The sequence below is a fragment of the Bacteroidales bacterium genome, assembly GCA_035353855.1.
Taxonomy (GTDB): domain Bacteria; phylum Bacteroidota; class Bacteroidia; order Bacteroidales; family CG2-30-32-10; genus DAOQAK01.
In genome coordinates, this window is sequence record DAOQAK010000031.1 from 30,089 (window position 1) to 46,983 (window position 16,895).

Below are 16,895 nucleotides of genomic sequence, written 5' to 3' on the forward strand. Positions count from 1 at the left end.
TAATTATATTTATAGATACATGAATTCGATAAATAAATATTCAAAATGATTTTCATTTGCTTAATTAATAACTGATGTTACTTAAAATCATTATTTGTATCGAAACAACATTATTTTATTATTATTATGTTCCGTTTGGGACAACAGCTTGGTATAGAAAGGTACAACTCACTTCTTATTGTACCGTAGGTACTAAACTTTCAAGACTATATAGCTTTCAAGCACGCTCAGTTAATTGGGTTGTGCCTATCTGCCTCGTCGATCCGCTTACCATCGAGGCGGGCAAGGCTGGCGGCATATACTCTTAAAATACTTTTTTATTCGCTTTTTGCTTTCATCATATCCTTACTTATTTTTATCAGGTGGAAAGTCTTAACAAGCGTTCCGCTTTTATCAAAGATTTCTATTTTTTGCTCTTTTGCTTTATATTTCCATTTCCCATCTTGCATTTCGTGTTTATCACTTGGCGAAAGTGCAAGCCAGGAACAATTCTTACCTTTTTTGAATTCGACTTTATATCGGAATCTTCTTGGAGGTAACTCTTTATAATCGCATGGTCTATATACTGTAAATGCAGAATCCGGGTTGCATTCTTCGTTTGAATGCACCCAGCAGCCAATAATATCAGATTTAGTGATCTTGTGTTTTTGAGAATAGCAGGAAATAAAAGAAAAAATAATTGCAATTAATAAAATTGTTTTTTTCATCTGTTTAAATTTTAAGTTTTTATAGTTACCCGCCTTGTCAGTCGGGCAGGCCCACCTTGCCAGTCGGGCAGGCTCGATAGCACTCCCGATATTCATCGGGACGCAACACGGGCTTGCTCGTGAATATCCATGCTTTATTTTTTCCTTCACTTATTTTAATCATTTTGTTTAGTACAAATTTATCGTTTGCATGGATATTTCATACAGCTATGTTTTTATTTTATAAAATCAAAATTATAAATTTTTAAACTTTGCTAATTTAATATTTTATTTTTCATCATCATCCGGTAAAAAGAATTCGATTTTACCGCATTGCGGACAAAAATATAAATCGAACGATTCGCGATTAGTAAAGAGTTCAAACAAATCACCTAATGCACCAATTCTAGTTCCTTCGTGGAATTTACTGTTCCCTTTGTATAGCATAGGAACATTACATCGCAAACAATCTATTTTCATTTTGCCTTCGTAACTTTTGTTGTCGCGTGGTATGGCATTTATCCCAAGTTTATGCTGACAGTTAGGGCAGAATTCAAACGAAGCATCAACTTCTTTGTTACAATTCGGGCAGACATCTAAAAATTCATTTTTCGGAACCACTCTTTTTTCAGAAAAACTGTATTGGCAATTCCAGCATATGTCGAAATTTTCTTCAACCTCGGAATTGCAATTCGGGCATTTCTTAACAGTTGATTTATTTTCTTTTTGAACGGGAATATTTTTTAATAATAAATCAGCTTTTTCAAAATCTTCTTCTTTGATTTGTATGATTATTTGTTTGTCAAACGGATTAATTGAAGATGCTGCTAAATCAAAATGAATAGCAGAATCATTGACATTAACCTGGTATGGGATTCCGTTTGAGTCCAGAATACCTATTAACTCAGATGCTTCATCAAAGTTGGGAAACCTTCGAAATTCGATAAAATTATCCATAATTTATTTTAAAACTATTTCTATCAAATATAGGTAATATTATTAAACCTATTGAAATAAAGAAACAATCAACAATTGAACAATCGAAGAGTTGAACAATTGAACAGTTGAATTGAACTACAAACAGCAAACCACAAACAATTAAACACTCTTATAAGTATGCACTGTATTCGCTTGTGCAGTGGGCAATACAAGCATTTCGTTTATATTTACATGAGCCGGCAAAGTTGTAGTGAAATAAATAGTTTCCGCTACATCCATTCCTGTTAGTGGCTTGAAACCTTTGTAAACATTGGCTGCGGTATTGGTATCGCCTTTAAAGCGAACAATTGAAAATTCAGTTTCAACAGCGCCCGGATGAATTGCTGTAACTTTAATATTGTGTTTCAATAAATCAATGCGTATTCCTTTGGACAGTACGTCAACTGCCGATTTGGTGGCACAATAAACATTTCCATTTGCATAGGTTTCTTTACCTGCAATCGAGCCGATATTAATTATATGCCCTTGTTTTCGTTCTACCATTAACGGACTAACAAGTCGGGTTATATAAAGCAATCCTTTGATATTTGTGTCAATCATGCGTTCCCAGTCATCAATCACTCCTTCGTTAATCGGGTTCATCCCTACAGCAAGTCCGGCATTGTTCACGAGCACATCAATTGCTTTCCATTTGCCATCTATCGATTCAATGGCTTTTGTTGTTTCGCTTAATTTCCTAACATCAAAATTCAGAGCAAGAACATCTGCTTTGTATTTTTCTTTTACTTCTTTTGCAACTTCTTCAAGTTGTTTTAAGCGCCTGCCGGTAATGATAATATCGTAATTATTTTCGGCAAACTTAAATGCGCATGCTTTGCCAATCCCGGCAGTTGCGCCTGTTATCAATGCAATTTTTCTTTTCATTATTTTAAGAATTTGAGAAAAGGAATTTTATTTATTAGTTTTTCTTTATCAATCATCATGAACAATAAAATCATAAGAAACGGAAGTGCGGGAACTTTGTAACGAACAATAGCGCCCATTACCGGTGTTATCAACCCTGTAAGCACAAACATGAAAATTACAGCAAATAAACTTGCATAGAAAAAACTTTTATGAATTTGTTTGTGGTCGAAAAATATTATTGAAAGAAATAAAATTGTAAGTATTAAAAAATTTTCAATGCCTGCAAATAATATGAATATAGAACCTGTTTCAAAAAAATAAGGACGAAACAATGTATTGTAAAAAGCAACTGGCGAATACTTAATAAAACTGAAAATATCGGGCGATAAAACAGGAATCTCTATATAACTCCCAGAATTCATAAACTTGGCAAGCCCAATAAAATCGCGCTGTTTGGTAACAAGAATATCAATAATATTGTAATCGGGAAAAATGTAATGAAGATTAAAACCTATTATGATGTATGCGAAAAATACAATACAATATTTGAGAAGAATATTTTTTTCGTTGGTTTTATATACCCAGAAATGTGAAATTAAAATAGGAATTACAATAGCAAGAATATAAAATTTAGTATAATACAGAAGAACACAACCAGCAACAATCCACAAAAAATAGATGAAATTAAAATTGTGAATTATTTTTATAAAGTGATAAAGAAGTATTCCGATTGCAAAAAATAATAGTCCTTCTTTCAGTACTCCCGAGCCCCAGAACAAAACGGAAGGCATCAGGAAAATGCCGAAGATCATTTCTTTGCTTTTTCCTTGAGTGTATTTTATTACACTCTTATAAATACCTGTCAGTCCAATTAGGGAAAGGAAACACATAACAACCGTGTGAACATTATAATATCCGAAAGAAAAAATACGCAGTAATGCGTTAAAACGAATAATGGTGTGGCTTTCATTATATATATTGCTTTCGTAAACCCGATACCAGTTGTTCATCACTTTGTAGTAATTAGTATCGAAATATGCGCTGTTATTGTTAATCCCGAAAAGCATCCTGAAAAAATCACCGGGTTTGTTATATAAAGCATCATACATAATTTTGCTGTCATCAAAGTATTTGAAAATATCGGCGGTATTACGGTCGGTGTAGTAGTAAGTGTAAATAAGGCTCATAGTAATGCCTGCAAGAATTTTCAAAATAAAAATTCCCGAAAGTGTTTTTGACGATAATCCTTCCGACTTGAAGAATGGAAGTTTATAAATTACAAAAACAAAGATTGCAGTATAAAATATTACCAGCAGGTATTCCATCATTTTCAAAATGTCCTCAAATTTAGACAATTTACTTATTGTTGAAAAAATGTAAAATCAATTTTTTTCCTTCTGTAATATGTTAATTACATTTGCTCAAAATATAAAAATTAAAATAATGTCATATAAATCGAAGGATATTCCTGTAACTGCCGAAGCTGTTAAGAAACTGGGCTTGCTGCCAGAAGAATTTGATAAGATAAAAGAAATTCTCGGACGTACTCCGAATTTTACTGAACTCAGCTTATATTCTGTTATGTGGTCGGAACATTGTTCCTATAAGAATTCAATTTTCTGGTTGAAAACATTACCGAAAGATGGTCCGCATATGCTTGCAAAAGCCGGTGAGGAAAATGCCGGATTGGTTGATATTGGCGATGGAATAGGCTGTGCATTTAAAATAGAATCGCATAATCATCCTTCTGCAATTGAGCCATACCAGGGCGCTGCAACGGGTGTTGGCGGGATAAACCGCGATATTTTCACAATGGGCGCTCGTCCGGTAGCACAATTGAATTCATTACGTTTTGGAAATATTGAACTCGACAGAACCAAATGGTTATTGAAAGGTATTGTTAAAGGAATTGGCGATTATGGTAATGCTTTTGGCGTTCCTGTTGTTGGTGGTGAAATTTATTTTGATGAGTGTTACAACACCAATCCCTTGGTAAATGCCATGTCTGTAGGAATTGTAAAACAGGGTAATGTGGTTTCAGCAACTTCCAAAGGTGCAGGAAACCCTGTATTTATTGTAGGTTCATCAACAGGTAAAGATGGTATTCACGGGGCAACTTTTGCTTCTGAAGATATTACTGAATCGACTTCCGAAAAACTTCCTTCCGTTCAGGTTGGCGACCCGTTCCAGGAAAAATTATTACTCGAGGCTTCACTTGAAATTATCAAGACAGGCGCTGTTGTGGGTATGCAGGATATGGGCGCTGCCGGAATTATTTGTTCCACTTCCGAAATGTCGGCTAAAGGCGAACATGGAATGAACGTGTGGCTCGATAAAGTTCCATTACGCATGACCGATATGGAGCCATGGGAAATACTGCTTTCCGAATCGCAGGAACGCATGCTTGTAGTGGTTGAAAAGGGAAGAGAGAAAGAAGTTACCCAAATTTTTGATAAATGGGATTTGAATTGTATTCAGATAGGCGAAGTGGTAAAAGGCGAACGTTTGAATTTCTTCTGGCATGGCGAACTGGTTGCCGATGTACCCGCTGAATCGCTCGTGCTTGGAGGCGGAGCCCCGATATATCAAAGAGAATATAAAGAACCAAAATATTTTGCAGCATCAAAGAAATTTAATATTAATGATATTAAGGAACCTGAAAATTATAAAGCTGTTGCGGTATTTCTTGCAAAGCATATAAATATTTGTTCGCGCAAATGGGTAATCGAACAATACGATACGATGGTTGGAACAAAGAATATGTCAACCAATGCACCATCAGATGCGGGTATTGTAAATGTTAAAGGAACAAATAAAGCTTTGTTATTGACCACTGATTGCAATTCAAAATATGTTTATGCTGATCCCGAAATAGGTACACAGATAGCCGTTTCCGAAGCTGCCAGAAATATTGTTTGTGCTGGTGGCGAGCCTTCAGCAATCACCAATTGCCTGAATTTTGGGAATCCATATAATCCTGAAGTATACTGGCAGTTTGTTGGAGCGATAAAAGGAATGAGCACTGCATGTAAAAAATTTCAAACTCCTGTAACTGGCGGTAACGTTAGCTTCTATAATCAAACAGTGATTGATGATAAAATAGAACCGGTTTATCCTACACCTACTATTGGAATGCTGGGAATTTTGCCTGACAAGCAATTCCAGATGACTCTTGATTTTAAAAAAGCAGGCCATATTATTTATATTCTTGGTCAGCCACACGATGATATTAATTGCAGCGAATATCTTTATTCCTATCATAAAGTAAAATTATCACCTCCTCCGTATTTCAATATTGATGAGGAATTCAATATGCATCAGGTCGTGAAAGGATTGATAAAAAATAAGATGATAGCTTCAGCTCATGATGTTTCTGAAGGCGGATTATTTATCAGTTTGTTGGAATCAGCAATGTATCGCAATTTAGGTTTTGAAATAGAAACGGATATCGACATTCGTAAAGATGCATACCTGTTTGGCGAATCGCAGGGCAGGGTAGTGGTTTCAGTGGAACCTAAAAATGAAGATGCTTTTATTGAATATATGACAAAATCAAAAGCAGTATTTACCTTACTCGGAACAGTTCGCGGAAAAGAAATAATTATTGATGGCGAATCGTTTGGAAAAGTTTCTGATTATAAAAAAGCAAACGATAATGTTATTGATGAAATTATGAAAGTGAAGTAAATACCTTTTATAAAACAGTCCAGCCTATTGCTGTATTTACAGCGTCTTTTACAATGCCGAGAGCTGCATTAATAGCTGATTCTACTGCAAGCAGAGTTAATCCTTTTTCTGTGATAAGTATTGTTTTTAAAGTGTTTTTTTGTATGTCGAGCTGTAGCTGAGCCTGTTCGAGAGTAATGGTATTATTGGCTTTCATCAATTCGATTTGAGCAATATTTTCGGATATCTTTTTTAATCCATCGGTTGCAGTATCACGTATTTCGGGCCATTTATCGCTGATGATCTTTTTAAATTCATCAAGCATCTGTTTTAATATTTGTTCAGTATTTATTGGCATAAGTTATTTTTATTTTGTTTGTTTCTCTCTTTTCAAAGCATTTTGCAGTTTTATCATTGCTACAAATTGTATCTCCAGAGCACTTTTAACGGGTGTAATTTGTTCTTTAGTGCTGAAGCCCAGTTTATGCAAGCTTTCGAGGTTACGGATGTTTAACTTCAGCAATTCAACCTGGTCAAGAACAAGTTTATAATCAGGAATAGCGCTGCATCTGATTTTCAAGCTTTCAATTTCACCGAAAATATTTTCATAAGAAGTTTTGAAATTATCATACTTGTTTTCATCAAATGTTTTGTTATCGATGTTTCTTTCAATTTTTACAATCAGAGTAGAAATTTCGTTTTGTATTTGTTGAATGCTTTCGTCGGTTACCTGGTCGTAAGCGCCAATAAGCCTGACACTACAGCTTGCAAGTATGAGCGGTATAATAAAACTTAAAAGAAAAGTTTTAAAATGGAGTTGTATTATTTTTACGTGCATAAATTAAAATTTATTCGAGTGAAAGTTCAATTGTATTTAATTCTCCTGCTTTAACAGTAGCAACATCAGTTTTCTTTACTTCTTTATTTCCATCTGTTTTTAAAGCGGTGATATAAATAGTTCGATTACCGGGATAAATTGATTTTATAACATACGAACCACCTGTTATCTCTCCTTTTGCAGTATTATCAACCGTGAGTTGAATATTTTTGTATAGGTTATAATTCTTAACGCTTATTTTAAGGTCGCTTGGTTTAAGTTGTTCAGTTTGGGTTTTTAAAAGTTTTTGCAATTCTTCATTCCCGCCAAAAAATTCTTTCAGCCATACATCGGTTTCGGCTTTAACAATATTGCTTACGGTGTCATCAAATTTTTTAATAACATCAAGCAATGCAATAAAACCTTCAATCGTATCGGCTTTATGCTCGATTTTTTCTTTCAGCATGGTTCGTTCAATATCCCTGCGGGCATCACCCAATTCTAGCATGGTTGAATTTATACGCATCCATCCGGTTGAAAATCCGTAAAATTTATCAAGGAATAGCAAGCCTCCGCCAATAGCGGCAGTTATATAACCAATATTAAGAATCCATCCGTAGTTGTCAGATTTTATTAAAGGGAAAATAATTGGAACCAAACTACTTATAAGGAAAAGAATAATTGCAAATAAACGCACTTTTTTCGACCACCATTTTTTTGTGCCTTTATATTTTTTATACCAATTTGTATAAAAAATAATACGTTCAATCACTTGATCGTAAAGCTCATTTATTTTTGCTGGGGCTGTATTTGCATCCCATGAATAATTTTCATATTTGTTTCTTATTTTTCCATCCATGATTATTTGCTTTTTAAAGTAGCTTTTGCAAATAAAGAAATATTTAAGAAATAAATAAAATAAATATGAAAATTATTCTTCAGTAATTTTTTTATTGATTACAAGAAAGTAAAAATCGGCATCAAGTGGGAGGTAGCCGTACTCGTAGCAGAAATAATATGTTGTTCCTTTTTTTGTTATCAATACATTTGTATAATACCTGAAGTTAAAACCTTTTTCAAGAAGTTTATCTTTATGCACTTTTGCTTTATCAATAGGATTCAGCTCCTGGAGTATCCGGCGATTTTTTCTTAAAATATTATTTACGTTACGAACATAATTCGTCGTGTCGCTGTTGATACGATTATTGTACGAGTTTCTGCATTGGTCGGAACAAAATTTTTTATCGCTCCTTCCTGTAAAAACTTCTTTACATTCGAGGCATTTTCTTTTTTCCATCTAGCAAATATAAAAAAAACCCCTCTGTATCGGAGGGGTTTTTAAATTTTAATTCACTACAATTTTTTTATTGATTATTCCTTTTTCTGATTTTATCCGGAGGAAATATACACCGGTTGGATAACTCATCATGTCAATGACCTTCTTATATTTTCCGTTGATAGTACCCAGCGATTCTTTATATAATTCTTGCCCAAGGATATTTACTATTGAAAAATCTATATCGCTGTTGTACGTTTCAAATGACATGAACAACAGGTCTTTCGTTGGAATCGGATAAATTGTAAGATTATCTACCGGTTCATTTTCATCTATTCCTGCGCCGGTGTTAACGGTAATCCATACTGTATCAAGGCTGGTTCCGCACATATTGGTTACAGCTAAAACAATAGGGTATGTTCCATAATCAGTATATGTATGGGTAGGATTTTCCAATGTAGAAGTTGTTCCATCACCAAAATACCATAGATAAGAGTTACCGTTTAATGAGAAATTGAAAAATTCATAATACAATCCATTAGATCCGTAATTGAAATAAACAACCGGAAGTGGAGTAAAGGTAATTTCTAACGGGTCAATGCTTACTGACGAACAGCCATGAACATCAGTTACAGTAACCCAGTAAAATCCTGCATGTGTAGCGTGAACAGAAGGAGTAACCGATCCCGTTGACCAATTGTAATAATTATATAAAACACTTGTAGACAGATTTACAGCTACAGAATCGTTTTCACAGAAATTGATTGGACCATCAGCAATGATTATAGGTGCATCGGGTGATGGATAATTTCCTACTATAATTACATTAGAAGTATCGGAACAACCGTTAGTATAAGCACCTTCACAATAATAAGCTCCTGCTGTAGTAACATGAATTGATGATGAGATCGAACCATTATTCCATAAATATGAACTGTAGCCTGTTGTAGAAATTAAATTTACATCGATTGGATCGTTATCACAGAAGAAAACAGGACCATCAGGAGTTATTACAGGTGGCTCATAGTTTAACACAGTTACAGCAACATTATCGGTATTTGTACAACCATTGATATCTGTTCCCGTAACAGTGTAAATAGTATTTAATATCGGGTGAACGGTTATAGAATTATTAGCGATGCCATTATCCCAGGTATAAGAACTACCTCCTGTAGCTACAAGTGTAGTGCTTTGATATTTACAAATAGTTACAGCTTGTCCTGCATCAATGGTTGGTAATGCATTAACATTTACTGTTATGTCATCAGAACCAGAACAGCCGTTTATTGATATTGTGGTTACCACATAAGTGGTTGTTATCGGTGGAGTCGATATCGGGTCGGCAACAGTATTAGAACTTAAATAATTATCAGGTAACCATAAATAGGAATCACCGCCGCTTGCATGCAGTTGTATAGAATTGCCGTTACAAATTATTACATCAGAACCTGCATTTACAACAGGACTTTCTTTTACAGTAATAATTACATCGGCAACATCAGAACAACCATATGTATTTGAAACAGTAACATAATATGTTGTCGTTATTTGAGGATTAGCAATAGGATTGGCAATGGTAGTGCTGCTTAAGCCTGAAGCAGGGCTCCATATATAATCGGTGCCACCTGATGCGCTAATGTTTATTGAACTGCCACTGCAAATTGTGGTATCGTTGCTTGTGGTAACTGCAACATCAGGATTTACATTAACAACAACATTATCCATCGAAGTACATCCATGTTTATCTGTTGCAATAACTGTATAAGTAGTAGTAATTGCAGGTGTAGCTATAGGATTGGAAATAGTTGCAGAACTTAATGTTGATACAGGTGTCCAAATAAAACTATCCCCACCGGAAGCATTTAGTTGTGCTTCATGTCCGTTGCAAATGGTATGGTCAATTCCGGCATTAACTTGTTCTGTATTAAATAATGTAATATTTATATCATCTGTTGATGAGCATCCGTTAATATCAGTTACAGTAACAACGTAGGTAATAGCTGATGCAGGAGTAGTAACAGGATTATAAATATTAGTTGCACTTAAGTACGTTGCAGGTGACCATGCATATGAACCTCCGACTCCTGCACCAGTAGCGTTAAGATTCAAGCTAAAGCCAAGGCAGATTGTAGTATCGCTACCGGCATGTGCAACCGGGATAGGATTAACAGTAACTGTGATAGATGCAGATGCTGTATTGTAACTGTCATTTGCAACTACAGTATATGTTGTGGTTACAGTTGGTGATACAACAGGGTTTGCAATGTTGGATGTAAATCCTATTGGGTTCGAAGTCCATGCATAAGTATATGTTCCATTACCACCCGCAGCTACTGCGCTTAATTGGGTAGATGTACCCAGGCAGATTGAGCTTGGAGTTGCTGAGATTGAACTTATATTTATAGGAACACCTGATAAAAGTATATTCACCTGGTCTGTTCCGCTACATCCGGTTGCCCAGTCAAGAACAGTAAGTGTATAAGTTGTATTGGTATATAAGTTTGTAGTTGTTGGGTTCTGATTTGTTGGATTTACAAGGCTTCCGACAGGTGACCATGAATATGAATAAGAACCACTGCCACCGGTAGCAGAGCCATTTAATGTTGTGCTTGTTCCATATGGAATAGTAGCATCAGAACCGGCATTGGCAACAGGTGGGTTGTTTATTGAAACTGTTGTTGAACCACTCATTGTATTTACGCATAATGTAGTAACATTTGTAGCTACAATAGTGTAAGTTCCGGCAACAGTCTGATTATTGAAACATAATGCAGCACCTGTACCTGCCAATGGTGTTCCTATGTTTGTTCCGTTACATTGCAATTGATAACTTACTCCAAGTTGTGATAAGCTTAAGCAAACATTTACTCCTGTTGCAGTTCCACCGCAATAAGAACCTCCACCTGAAACTACATATACCAATGGTAAAGGATTAACAGTAATGTTTATCGTATCAACAACTGTATTATATCCGTCATCAAGAGTTATAATATACATTGTTGTAGTTGCAGGAGAAACTGTTGGGTTGAACGCTGAACTTGTAAAACCAGCCGGAACAGATGTCCAAGAATAAGTGTACACGCCACTTCCACCACTTCCTAAAGCTTGCAATTGTGTTGATTCTCCGTAACAGATAGTATCATCAGTTGCAGTTAATGAACTTATATTTAATGAATCGCCAGTGATTGTTACAATAATCGTATCAGTATCAATACATCCAAGCGAATCCGTAACAGTCAAAATAAACTCTGTAGTAGAATATAAATTATAGGTATTTGGATTCTGAGCATTAGGATCCACAAGACTGTCAACAGGTGTCCATGAATAGTTGTATGACCCGCTACCACCAGTGGCCGAGCCGGTTAAGCTGGTAGATATTCCATGAGGTATGCTGAAGTCAGCACCGGCATTGGCAACAGGCAATGGGTTTATTACAACTGTAGCACTCCCGGTAACGTTAACATCACAGTTAGTTGTTGTATTGGTTGCAATAACAGTATATGTTCCTGCTGCTGTCTGGTTTCCAAATGAAATAGCAGCACCTGTGCCTGCAACAGGGAGTCCTACCGGGCTTCCGTTAAGATATAATTGATATGATATTCCAACTTGTGAACCATCTAATCCAACAGGAACACCTGAAGAACCAGAACAATATTGACCTCCTCCTGTTACACTGTATAATGTAGGTAACGGATTGATTGTAATAATTACATTATCACTTACTGCTCCGCAAGGACCGGCAGGGTCATCAGTAGTTAAAGTAAGAGTAACTGTACCGGTAGCGATTTCAGTAGAAGAAGGAGTATAAACAGCATTAAGTGTGGTATTATTAGGATTGTATGTTCCCGTACCACCGCTCCATGATGCGCTTGTGGCAGCACCGCCAATACTTCCTGCAAGAGTAACTGTTTGGTCAGCACAAATAGTTTGAGGCACTCCTGCATCAACAGTAGGTAAGGGGTAAATAGTTATTGTAACATTATCATTTACTGAACCACAGGGGCCGGTAGGGTCATCGGTGGTTAAAGTTAAAGTAACAGTTCCTGCAGTGATTTCAGTAGAAGAAGGAGTATAAACTGCATTGAGTGTTGTATTATTCGGATTATAAGTTCCTGCGCCGCCACTCCATGTTGCGCTTGATGCGCCACCACCAATACTTCCTGCAAGTGTTACTGTTGAGTTTGCACAAATAGTTTGTGGGGCTCCGGCATCAACAGTAGGTAAAGGATTAATAGTTATAGTAACATTATCATTTACTGCTCCGCAAGGTCCTGAAGGGTCGTCAGTAGTTAGGGTTAAAGTAACAGTTCCTGCAGTAATTTCAGTAGAAGAAGGAGTATAAATAGCATTGAGTGTAGTGTTATCTGGATTATAAGTTCCTGTACCACCACTCCATGTTGCACTTGATGCGCCACCGCCGATACTTCCTGTAAGAGTAACTGTGCCATCAGAACAAATGGTTTGAGGTGCTCCGGCATCAACAGTGGGTATTGGATTAATTGTTATGGTAACATTATCGTTTACGGCATTACATGGTCCGGAAGGGTTGTCGGTTGTAAGTATAAGATTAACAGTACCGGCAGTAACTTCAGCAGCAGAAGGCGTGTAAACTGCATTTAAAGTTGTGTTGTTTGGATTATAAGTTCCTCCGCCACCGCTCCATGTAGCACTGGATGCGCCTCCGCCAATAACTCCGGCAAGAGTAACAGTAGAACCGCCGCAAATAGTTTGAGGCGCTCCAGCATCAACTGTTGCTGCGGAATTAATAGTAATTGTAACATCGTCGCTTAAAGCAGGACATGGTCCAGCAGGGTCATTGGTTGTAAGAGTTAAAGTAACAGTTCCTGCAGCAATTTCAGCAGCAGTAGGAGTATAAACAGCATTAAGAGTAGTGTTATCTGGATTATATGTTCCTGTACCACCGCTCCATGTGGCACTTGATGCACTTCCTCCAATACTACCTGCAAGGGTTACCGTAGAACTTGAACAGATAGTTTGAGGAGTTCCGGCATCAACAGTTACTGGTTGATTTACAGTTACTGTAACATTAACACAACCCGTAGTGTTGCAAGTTCCTTCTGCTCTTACATAATATGTAGTAGTTCCTGTAGGTGATACTGATAATGGTGAACCTGTTCCTACAGCTCCTGTTCCGCAATTGGTCTTATACCAATGCCAGTCGGCACCTGAGCCTAATGTGCCTCCAACAACTTCAAGTGAAGAGCTTTCCCCATTACATATAGTAGCTGGTGTTGCCGTTGCTGAAGTAGGAATACTTGAATTAGCGCTTATTGTGATATGTATATTATCTGATGCTGTATTTCCGCAGGAATCTTTAACAACAAGATAGTAGTTTATTGCAGAAGCTAAAGCAGGTGTAGTATAGTTTGCATTATGTGTAAGAATTGGACCTGTTAAAGAACCGCTATGCCATGTATATTGAAGCAGATTTCCTGTTGCCGAACTTGTTAAAGCCAATGATGTTCCGGAGCAAACTGCCTGGTCTGCTTGCACAATGTTTGCCGTAACATCTGTATAATCTCTGAGTTTTATTGTATCTTTTAAAGTAACAGCGCTACATGGGCAACCCCCGCTGTTAACAGTAAGAATTATTAATTCTTCTCCTTCAGTACTGGCATCATTAAGTGCAACTACAGGTACAGTAACTGATGTTTCACCTGACGGAATAGTTGCTGATCCGGATAATGAGCTATAATCAGTACCATTGGTTGCTGAGCCACTCATAGTATAACTTACAGAGATAGGTGATGAAGTGTTTGTAACGTCAGCTCTTGTGAATACTATTGAAGAAGTACATCCTTCATAGCTAACATCGGTAGCAGTAGGATTAGCAGTTGCCAAAGTAATACCATCGCCTGAAGTAAAACTGTTTGCTTCGAGGAACACCCAGCTATCTAAGATATCATCACCAACGTCGGCAACAACAAGCTTTATATGATACCAGTTACAAGCAGTAACTGATGCGGTAGCTGTAAGTACTGTAGTTAATCCATCGCACTGTACATTATATCCCAGCCCACCATTACAATTATCACGGTAATATGAACAATTTGTACAAGGACCTGTTCCTTTATCAGGAGCAGCTCTGTAACCATTGTTAACATTGTTAATTGTAACAGGGGTGGAGGTTCCGGGTATTAAAGCAATATTTTTATTTGTATATGAACCACCGGTTAAGAAAAATCCGAAAGCATCATTAAATTTATTTACATATTCATTGTATTCTTCTGAAGCAAACACATAACGGAAAGAAACAGTATTGCTCGAAGGTTTAAAATCAAATTCAAGAACTGATGCATCATTTGACTTATCAGGGCTTACAATAGCATCAATATTAGAGTCTCCGGCTCTACCATAGCTGGTTTGTTTATTGGAAACATTATTAGGTCCTTCTGCATCTTTTGCATTTCCTGAAGAGAGAACTAATCCTGAATAATATCCTATCGTACTGCTGCCACCTGTAAAATATCCAATCTGAGCTGAATTACCTGTGAATTTAATGTTTTTTGTTTCCAAACATCCTGAAACCAAATAATTGTTTACCAAATCTTCTGCGCTATACGTTGTATTATCAACAACAAGTGTTGATGATGTTTCTGTAGTGAAATGCCTTATTTCGCATCCGGCACTTTCGCCTGCTGAATTAACAGCAGTTATTTCCCAATAATATGTAGTAGCAATAGAAAGGGGAGGGGAATATGTTAATACATTTCCAATATTTATCCCGTTGTTAATATTTGTCGGTGGGTTGTTTGTCCCGAAATATAATTTATAATATGAAACTGCACCACCAGTTGTAGGAGCAGTCCAGTTCAATGAAGCTGGTGAACCTACATTTATTTGCCCATTAGCAGGTGTTGTAAGAGTGGGGCATCCGGGAACTACAATTGCTGAGCATGATATATTAATTGTAAAAGTTCCTGTACTGGTACCAGTTCCATGAACAAATAAATAATACACGGTTCCTGCACCAGTAGTAGAAAATGTAATTGAAGGGTCGTTATCTCCGCATACGGTGTAATCATCATCTTCACCGATAAGACAGGATAATGCTCCGCATGCACCTGTGTATATGCTAAGTTTTGTATCTAATGATGAACCGCAAAGGCTAACAGTTACATCGTTCACCCCTGTTGAAGTATAGGTGTACCACACCCCGGGAGCAGTAATAGTAGTACCGCAGGTAGCTGTTGGGTCACCTGTTGTTGTAGCACCTACTGTTGTTCCTGGTGTACTCGAAGGACAGGTTATTGCAATTGCTCCTGCACATTGGTCATTGGCAGGAACAACAGGGCAAGCGCTGGTAGTAAATGAAGTTGCGGCAGGGTATCCTGAAGATGTTCCATTACAGCTTGTGTAAGCTTTTACTGTCCAGTAATAAGTAGTATTACAGCTTAACAATGACGATGTAGCTGATAAATCCGTTGTTATACCACGGTCAACATAATCGCTAACATAGTCAACCCCAGCAACGGTACCAACAGCCCAGTAATACGATACTACTGCACTTCCTGCCGGGGCGCCGGCTGCCCAGTTAAATGTGGCGCTGGTTTCTGTTACTCCTGAAGTGGAAGTAATTGATGGAGTTCCGGGAGTAGTACATGCTCCTGAAGCAACATTAATTGTATAATCCTCAACTTCACCGTATGATGCAGTACCGCAAGGATAAGGGGTTTCGGAATAAGCTATCCTGACTCTCATTCTGGTACTACCAACGGATGCACTCGAAGGTGGAGAAATAGTTTTAGTGTAAGGTCCTTTTCCAGGTGTACCTGAAATTCCTGTTATGGTTTCATTGGCATCATTAAAATCCCCATCGCGGTTCCAGTCAATCCAAATACCGCATTGGTCAGAGGGAAATCCATTTCCATTTGCATTTGTAACAGTCATTGAGTAGCCTATACCGGTTGTCATATTTGTTGATAGCGCAGTATAGTCTTTATATCCTCCTGCTGTACAAGTTGAAGGATTATTAATCGTTCCAACCTGGACTCGTGAAATATATTCACTACAGATTGTAGAATTGCCTGTACAATAGGTACATGTAGAACCTGTAGTTAAATCCTTTGGATTATTAGCTGCAGCTGTAGAAGTAAAATATTTTATGTTAGTACCCAAACATTTATATTCACAAATATGTACCCTGTAGGTGGTGCTTGCATTTAACCCGTTTACTGTAACACTTGTGCCTGTTCCGTTATATATGCAGTACCATCCAAAGCCATCATCGTCTCCATTACCAAAGGTTGTGTTAGCAACATATTCAGTACCATCCACCGGAGTTGCACCTCCAGCGTTCCCTTGTGTTATAAATACTGCACATGCATCTCCATTACCGCGTGTCCAGTTTACGGTAGCATCATAAAAACAGCTTGTATTGGTATAAGAAATATTTGAAGCTTGTGTTGTGGGGGTTAAACAACTTACAGTTTCGGTAAGAGAAAAATCATCAAAGCCAATATAATATGGGGTACTATTTGCATTAATTCGAATTCCAAAATAATATGTTCCATTAGAAACAGGTGTAAACGATCGTGTAACCTGCGCATAGGTGGTAGAACTAACAGTAGCTGACGTAATAAAA

Annotated in this window: 10 protein-coding genes; 1 reads left to right on the forward strand and 9 read right to left on the reverse strand. The window is 37.0% G+C overall.

Annotated elements, in window-relative coordinates; all coding sequences use genetic code 11:
- Window positions 1-317: 317 nt before the first annotated feature.
- From PKK00_09230 to PKK00_09245, 4 genes are all read right to left on the reverse strand, one after another.
- Window positions 318-707: a hypothetical protein gene (locus PKK00_09230; GenBank protein ID HNW98576.1), complete on the reverse strand. Its 390-nt coding sequence runs from the start codon at window positions 705-707 to the stop codon at window positions 318-320.
- A gap of 267 nt (window positions 708-974) precedes the next feature.
- On the reverse strand, window positions 975-1,643 hold the full coding sequence (locus tag PKK00_09235) for a zinc ribbon domain-containing protein (protein HNW98577.1): 669 nt from the start codon (window positions 1,641-1,643) through the stop codon (window positions 975-977).
- Between the two features lie 141 nt (window positions 1,644-1,784).
- Entirely contained in the window at window positions 1,785-2,549 is a 765-nt protein-coding gene (locus PKK00_09240) for an SDR family NAD(P)-dependent oxidoreductase (protein ID HNW98578.1), read from the reverse strand.
- Window positions 2,549-3,886: a hypothetical protein gene (locus tag PKK00_09245; protein ID HNW98579.1), complete on the reverse strand. Its 1,338-nt coding sequence runs from the start codon at window positions 3,884-3,886 to the stop codon at window positions 2,549-2,551. Before PKK00_09245 ends, PKK00_09240 begins: the two co-directional genes overlap by 1 nt.
- Before the next feature lie 88 nt (window positions 3,887-3,974).
- On the opposite strand from PKK00_09245, the gene purL reads away from it, so the two are divergent.
- Window positions 3,975-6,218, forward strand: coding sequence for a phosphoribosylformylglycinamidine synthase subunit PurL (gene purL / locus PKK00_09250; GenBank protein ID HNW98580.1), 2,244 nt, complete (start codon window positions 3,975-3,977; stop codon window positions 6,216-6,218).
- 7 nt (window positions 6,219-6,225) lie between these two features.
- On the opposite strand, the gene PKK00_09255 is transcribed toward purL, so the two are convergent.
- The 5 genes from PKK00_09255 to PKK00_09275 form a co-directional block, all read right to left on the reverse strand.
- Window positions 6,226-6,555, reverse strand: a complete 330-nt coding sequence (locus tag PKK00_09255; GenBank protein HNW98581.1) for a hypothetical protein — start codon at window positions 6,553-6,555, stop codon at window positions 6,226-6,228.
- Between the two features lie 9 nt (window positions 6,556-6,564).
- A complete protein-coding gene (locus PKK00_09260) occupies window positions 6,565-7,035 on the reverse strand; it encodes a hypothetical protein (protein ID HNW98582.1) in 471 nt (156 codons plus the stop codon).
- 10 nt (window positions 7,036-7,045) lie between these two features.
- A complete protein-coding gene (locus tag PKK00_09265) occupies window positions 7,046-7,873 on the reverse strand; it encodes an SLATT domain-containing protein (protein ID HNW98583.1) in 828 nt (275 codons plus the stop codon).
- Between the two features lie 72 nt (window positions 7,874-7,945).
- A complete protein-coding gene (locus PKK00_09270; GenBank protein HNW98584.1) occupies window positions 7,946-8,311 on the reverse strand; it encodes a hypothetical protein in 366 nt (121 codons plus the stop codon).
- Window positions 8,312-8,359: 48 nt separating this feature from the next.
- A partial coding sequence (locus PKK00_09275) for a choice-of-anchor L domain-containing protein (GenBank protein HNW98585.1) occupies window positions 8,360-16,895 on the reverse strand: 8,536 nt, incomplete at its 5' end.

What these genes read in the sequence shown, in the direction of transcription:
- PKK00_09255 (HNW98581.1), bottom strand. Translation starts at nt 6,555, where the DNA reads ATGCCAATAAATACTGAACAAATATTAAAACAGATGCTTGATGAATTT.
- PKK00_09230 (HNW98576.1), bottom strand. Translation starts at nt 707, where the DNA reads ATGAAAAAAACAATTTTATTAATTGCAATTATTTTTTCTTTTATTTCC.
- PKK00_09260 (HNW98582.1), bottom strand. Translation starts at nt 7,035, where the DNA reads ATGCACGTAAAAATAATACAACTCCATTTTAAAACTTTTCTTTTAAGT.
- PKK00_09270 (HNW98584.1), bottom strand. Translation starts at nt 8,311, where the DNA reads ATGGAAAAAAGAAAATGCCTCGAATGTAAAGAAGTTTTTACAGGAAGG.
- PKK00_09235 (HNW98577.1), bottom strand. Translation starts at nt 1,643, where the DNA reads ATGGATAATTTTATCGAATTTCGAAGGTTTCCCAACTTTGATGAAGCA.
- PKK00_09240 (HNW98578.1), bottom strand. Translation starts at nt 2,549, where the DNA reads ATGAAAAGAAAAATTGCATTGATAACAGGCGCAACTGCCGGGATTGGC.
- PKK00_09265 (HNW98583.1), bottom strand. Translation starts at nt 7,873, where the DNA reads ATGGATGGAAAAATAAGAAACAAATATGAAAATTATTCATGGGATGCA.
- purL (HNW98580.1), top strand. Translation starts at nt 3,975, where the DNA reads ATGTCATATAAATCGAAGGATATTCCTGTAACTGCCGAAGCTGTTAAG.